The sequence below is a fragment of the Actinomadura roseirufa genome (assembly GCF_900659635.1).
Classification (GTDB): domain Bacteria; phylum Actinomycetota; class Actinomycetes; order Streptosporangiales; family Streptosporangiaceae; genus Spirillospora; species Spirillospora roseirufa.
Window position 1 is genome coordinate 1 of the sequence record NZ_CAACVB010000420.1, and the last position, 4,856, is coordinate 4,856.

5 protein-coding genes are annotated in these 4,856 nt (G+C 73.9%); 2 read left to right on the forward strand and 3 right to left on the reverse strand.

Annotated elements, in window-relative coordinates:
- Nucleotides 1–98: 98 nt before the first annotated feature.
- Complete coding sequence (locus E1291_RS39240; protein ID WP_131743087.1) at nt 99–1,673, reverse strand: MFS transporter; 1,575 nt, start codon at nt 1,671–1,673, stop codon at nt 99–101.
- A gap of 173 nt (nt 1,674–1,846) precedes the next feature.
- Between E1291_RS39240 and E1291_RS39245 the strand changes: the two genes are divergently transcribed.
- The gene (locus E1291_RS39245; protein WP_131743088.1) at nt 1,847–2,281 is read left to right on the forward strand and encodes a CBS domain-containing protein; all 435 of its coding nucleotides are present in this window, start codon (nt 1,847–1,849) and stop codon (nt 2,279–2,281) included.
- Between the two features lie 6 nt (nt 2,282–2,287).
- Here the strand turns inward: E1291_RS39245 and yczR are convergent, their stop codons facing one another.
- Nucleotides 2,288–3,754: a MocR-like transcription factor YczR gene (gene yczR / locus E1291_RS39250; RefSeq protein ID WP_131743089.1), complete on the reverse strand. Its 1,467-nt coding sequence runs from the start codon at nt 3,752–3,754 to the stop codon at nt 2,288–2,290.
- 94 nt (nt 3,755–3,848) lie between these two features.
- Between yczR and yczE the strand changes: the two genes are divergently transcribed.
- Entirely contained in the window at nt 3,849–4,478 is a 630-nt protein-coding gene (gene yczE, locus E1291_RS39255) for a membrane protein YczE (RefSeq protein WP_131743090.1), read from the forward strand.
- A gap of 54 nt (nt 4,479–4,532) precedes the next feature.
- Here yczE and E1291_RS39260 read toward each other — a convergent pair.
- A partial coding sequence (locus tag E1291_RS39260) for a glycerate kinase (protein ID WP_165495516.1) occupies nt 4,533–4,856 on the reverse strand: 324 nt, incomplete at its 5' end.

Consider the following 4,856-nt stretch of genomic DNA (forward strand, 5'->3'; position numbering starts at 1 on the left):
CAGCATCGCGCAACCCAGGATCAGCCAAAGTGCTCTCATCATGATGGGGTGCAGGATAACGCAGTTGCCTGCCCGGAACATTTGCGCCCTCCCTTCGGTCAGATCCGCTCCCGCCGCGACCGGCGCCCCCTCCAGGAGGCCTTCTTGACCACCGAACCGCTCAACGCCAAGACCCGCCGCCCGCGCGCCGCCCCCGCGGTGCCGCCCGCCACCGTGCCCGTGCCCGTTCCGGCGGGCCGTTCGGCCGAGAGCGGGCGCGCGATGTCCTCCAGCGACTTGCCGGCGGCCTCCACACCGATGAGCAGCTCCACCACGCCCGCGCCGATCATGAGCACGGCGCCGAGGAAGTACCCGGAGGCGACCGCCGAGACGCGCTCGGTCTCCACCAGCCGCCCGAACAGCACGGGACCGATCACGCCGCCGAGCCCCGTCCCGACCGCGTAGAAGGCGGCGATGGCCATCGCGCGCGTCTCCATCGGGAAGATCTCGCTGACGGTCAGGTAGGCCGCGGACGCGCCGGCGGAGGCGAAGAAGAAGACCACGGACCAGCACGCGGTGAGCGTCCAGGCGTTCAGCACGTCCGCGCGGAACAGGAGGCCGGTCCCGATCAGCAGGACGCCCGACAGCACGTACGACGAGGTGATCATGACGCGGCGGCCGAGCGTGTCGAACAGCTTGCCGAGCAAGAAGGCGCCGAGGAAGTTGCCCACGCCGATCGGGATCAGGTAGTAGCCCACGCGCGCGTCCGGGACCTTGAAGAACGTGCTCAGCACCAGCGCGTAGGTGAAGTAGACCGCGTTGTACAGGAATGCCTGGCCGACGAACAGCGCGAGCCCGAGCAGGGTCCGCCGGGGGTAGCGCCGCACGGCCGTCTCGAAGATCTCGCGGAAGGCCACGGCGCGCCGCTGCCGGACGCGGATGGTCTCCTCCACCGGCTCCGGCGCGGTTCCGGTGGACGCCTCCACCTGTTCCTCGATGTCGCGCACGACCCGCTCCGCCTCGTCCTCCCGGCCGTGGAGGAACAGCCAGCGGGGGCTCTCCGGGACCGCCCGCCGGACGATCAGCACGCCGAGGCCGAGGAGCGCGCCGAGCGCGAACAGCGCGCGCCAGCCGACGTCCTCGGGGATCAGGTTCCCGTTCAGCACCGGGATGGACAGCGCGGCGGCGATCGTGGTGCCGACCCAGAACGACCCGTTGACCACGACGTCCACCCGGCCGCGGACGCGCGCCGGGATGAGCTCGTCGATCGCCGAGTTGATCGCCGCGTACTCGCCGCCGATGCCCGCGCCGGTCAGGAGACGGCAGGCGTAGAACCACAGCGGGTCGAAGGACACGGCGGTGGCGACCGTCGCGGACAGGTAGAGCGCCAGCGTCAGCAGGAACAGCCGCTTGCGCCCGAACCGGTCGGTGAGATGCCCGAACAGCAGGGCGCCGAGGCACGCCCCGACGACGTAGATCGACGCGCCGAGCCCGACCTGGCCGTCGGTGAGGCCGAGCCCGGCGGAGGGGTCGGTGAGACGCGGGCCGATGACGCCCACGACGGTGACCTCCAGCCCGTCCAGGATCCAGACGGCTCCGAGGCCGATCAGGACGGTCCAGTGCCACCGTGACCACGGCAGCCTGTCGAGTCTCGCGGGGATGTTCGTTTCGATGGTCCTCGTCGCCGTCGTCATGCCCCAGTGGTTCCCTCTTGACGGTTTTTATGCCGAAGACCACGCCCGGAGGGTTTACCGCCGTGGGGTTTTCCCCGGCGCCGGAACATGCGACCTTTGCAGGACAGGCCCGGCGTCCCGTCCCCCGGCGGCGGTCGCGGCACGGGCCCGAGACCGGCAGCGGAGCGTGAGGCATGCGGATTCGCGAGATCCTGCGGAGGAAGGGAGACGCGGTGGCCACGGTACGGCCCGAGACCACCGTGCGGCAGCTGCTCGCCGTCCTGGCCGAGCACAACATCGGGGCGGCCGTGGTGTCGCCCGACGGCACGTCGATCACCGGCATCGTGTCCGAGCGCGACGTCGTGCGGCGCCTGCACGAGCACGGCGCGGACCTGCTCGACCGTCCCGTGGCGGAGATCATGACGGCCGAGGTCCGCTCCTGCGGGCCCGGCGACGACGTGGAGGACCTGCGGCGGACCATGACCGAGCGCCGCTTCCGGCACGTGCCGGTCGTCGAGGACGCCCGGCTCGTCGGGATCGTGAGCATCGGGGACGTGGTCAAGAGCGCCATCGACGAGCTGGAGTCCGAGCGCGAGCACCTGGTCGACTACATCCAGCGCGCTCCCTGACCCCGGTCAGACGTAGGCGGGCAGGGGACGGCCCACCGGGGCGGACTCCACGTCCCGGTAGGCCGCCGCCAAGCGGTCGACGGCCTCGCGGAGCACGACGGGCGGCAGGACGTACGGAAGGCGGACGTAGTCCTCCAGCACGCCGTCCACGCCGAACACGGGACCGGGCATGACGCGGACGCCGAGCCGCCCGGCCGCCTCGGCCAGCTGGGTCGCCACCGGCGCGCCGAGCCGCGCCCACAGGCACATCCCCCCGGCGGGCGGCTGAAACCGCCAGCCGGGCAGCCGCTCGCGCAGGGCCCCGGTGAGCGCGTCGCGGCTGCTCAGCAGGGTCTCCGCGCGCTCGGCGCGGACCTCCGCCACGCGCAGCAGCAGCTCGCGGACGATCAGCTGGTCCAGCACCGGGCTGGCCATGTCGATCGGCTCGCGCGCCATCGTCAGGCGGCGGGCGAGCGGCGCGGTGGCGCGGATCCAGCCGATCCGCAGCCCTCCCCACAGCAGCTTGGAGGCCGACCCGATCGTGATGACCCGCCCGCCGGTGTCGAACGAGGCGAGCGGCGGTTCGCGCGGCGCCTCCGGGTCGTGGGCCAGTTCCGCGAACGTCTCGTCGACGACGACGAAGGCGTCGGCGCGCCGGGCGGCGTCGACCAGCGCCGCCCGGTCGGCGGCCGTCATCAGGTGGCCGGTCGGGTTCTGGAAGTCGGGGATCATGTAGGCCATCCGGACGGCGGCCTGGCGCATGGCGCCCGCGGTGAGCTCCAGGTCCCAGCCCTCGTTCACCCCGACCGCGACGAGCCGGGCCCCGCGGCGGCGCAGCGCGCCGAGGGCGTGCGGAAAGGTGGGCCGCTCGACCATGACGGGGTCGCCGGCCTCGACGAGCGTCTGGGTGAGCAGCGTGAAGGCGTGCTGCGCGCCCGTGGTGATCACGATCTGGTCGGCGCGGGTGGGCACGCCGCGCGCCGCGTACAGGGCGGCGACGACCTCGCGCAGGCACGCCAGCCCGGCCGGCTCGTAGCCGGGCCCCGAGCAGTAGCGGGGCAGCTCCTCGACCGCGGCGGCGACCGCCTCGCCGAAGATGCCGGGGGCGCCCGGGGTGGCGCAGCCGAGGTCGATGAACCCGGCGTCCGCGGGCGGGGCGTGGGCACTGCCGAACCGGCCGGCCCCGCCCGCCGGGCGAGGCTCGGGGGACCACTTCCGCACCGGCGGCAGCGCCGTCCAGCTCCCGGCGCCCTGCCTGCTCTCGACGTAGCCCTCCTCGCGGAGCCGGTCGTAGGCGGCCGTCACGGTGGTCCGGCTGACGCCGAGCGCGGCGGCCAGGTCGCGCTCGGCGGGCAGCCGGGTCCGCGGGGCGAGCCGCCCGTCCAGGACCAGGGCGCGGACGGCGCGGGCGAGCGAGGCGTAGACGGGCCGCTCGCGCGGCACGTCGCCCAGCAGCCGGGCCAGTTGCGGACCTCCCACATAGCGCGTGCTCATGCCGACCACTTTCGCATATTGGCTCTACCAATACCAGGCCACTGACGGCAAAGTCGATGGAGAGGATGACGATCGGACCCCAGGGAGCGGGAAAATGGCCTTGATGGCGCGCCGTCTGGTGCAGCTCTACGTCGGATTGGCCTTGTACGGGCTGGGCATAGCCCTTCAGGTGTCGTCGGGGCTCGGCAACGACCCCTGGGACGTGTTCCACCAGGGCCTGTCCCGCCGCTTCGGGCTGTCGATCGGCGCGTGGATCATCATCGCCGGGGCGCTGGTGATGCTCGCGTGGATCCCGCTGCGGCAGCGGCCCGGCATCGGGACGATCAGCAACGTCGTGCTCGTCGGCGCCTTCGCCGACCTGTTCCTGTGGCTGCTGCCCGAACCGGACGCGCTCGCCGCGCGCTGGGCGCTGCTCATCGCGGCCGTGCTGGTCGGCGGCTTCGCCACGGGCTGCTACATCGGCGCCGGCCTCGGCCCCGGCCCGCGCGACGGGCTGATGACGGGGCTGGCGAGGGGCGGCCGCTCCATCCGCGTCGTGCGGACGGGGATCGAGCTCGGCGTGCTGGCCGCGGGCTGGCTCCTCGGCGGGACGGTCGGCGCCGGAACGGTCCTGTACGCGCTGGCCATCGGGCCGCTGACGCACGTCTTCCTGCCCGCCCTGCAGATCAAGGAGGCGGGGACGGCGGAGGCGCCGGCTCCGGAGCCCGAACCCGTCCGCGGCTGATCCACGGCGTCCCCGGCGGGGCGTTTCGAGCCGGGCGGCCCCGCCGGACCCGGGTCAGCGGACGAGCCGGACGACCTGGTCGGCCAGGGCGGTCAGCAGCGGCGCCGCCTCGGCCTTCAGCTCGGCGAGGGTGCGCGGGCCGTCGGCGAGGCTGAACGCCGCGGTGAGCCCGAGCGCGTGCAGGTCCTCCAGCGGCCCGGAGACGCCCCCGGCGAGGGCGACGGCGGGCACGCCGCGCTCCCCCGCGAGGGCCGCGACGACGGAGACGACCTTGCCGCCCGCGCTCTGCCCGTCCAGCCGGCCCTCGCCGGTGAGCACCAGGTCGGCGCCCGCGAGCGCGGCGGGCAGGCCGACGGCGCCCGCGACCAGCGCGGCGCC

Bases quoted from the DNA above. Each gene is read 5' to 3' on its own strand.
- yczR (WP_131743089.1), bottom strand. From the start codon at position 3,754: ATGAGCACGCGCTATGTGGGAGGTCCGCAACTGGCCCGGCTGCTGGGC.
- E1291_RS39240 (WP_131743087.1), bottom strand. From the start codon at position 1,673: ATGACGACGGCGACGAGGACCATCGAAACGAACATCCCCGCGAGACTC.
- yczE (WP_131743090.1), top strand. From the start codon at position 3,849: ATGGCCTTGATGGCGCGCCGTCTGGTGCAGCTCTACGTCGGATTGGCC.
- E1291_RS39245 (WP_131743088.1), top strand. From the start codon at position 1,847: ATGCGGATTCGCGAGATCCTGCGGAGGAAGGGAGACGCGGTGGCCACG.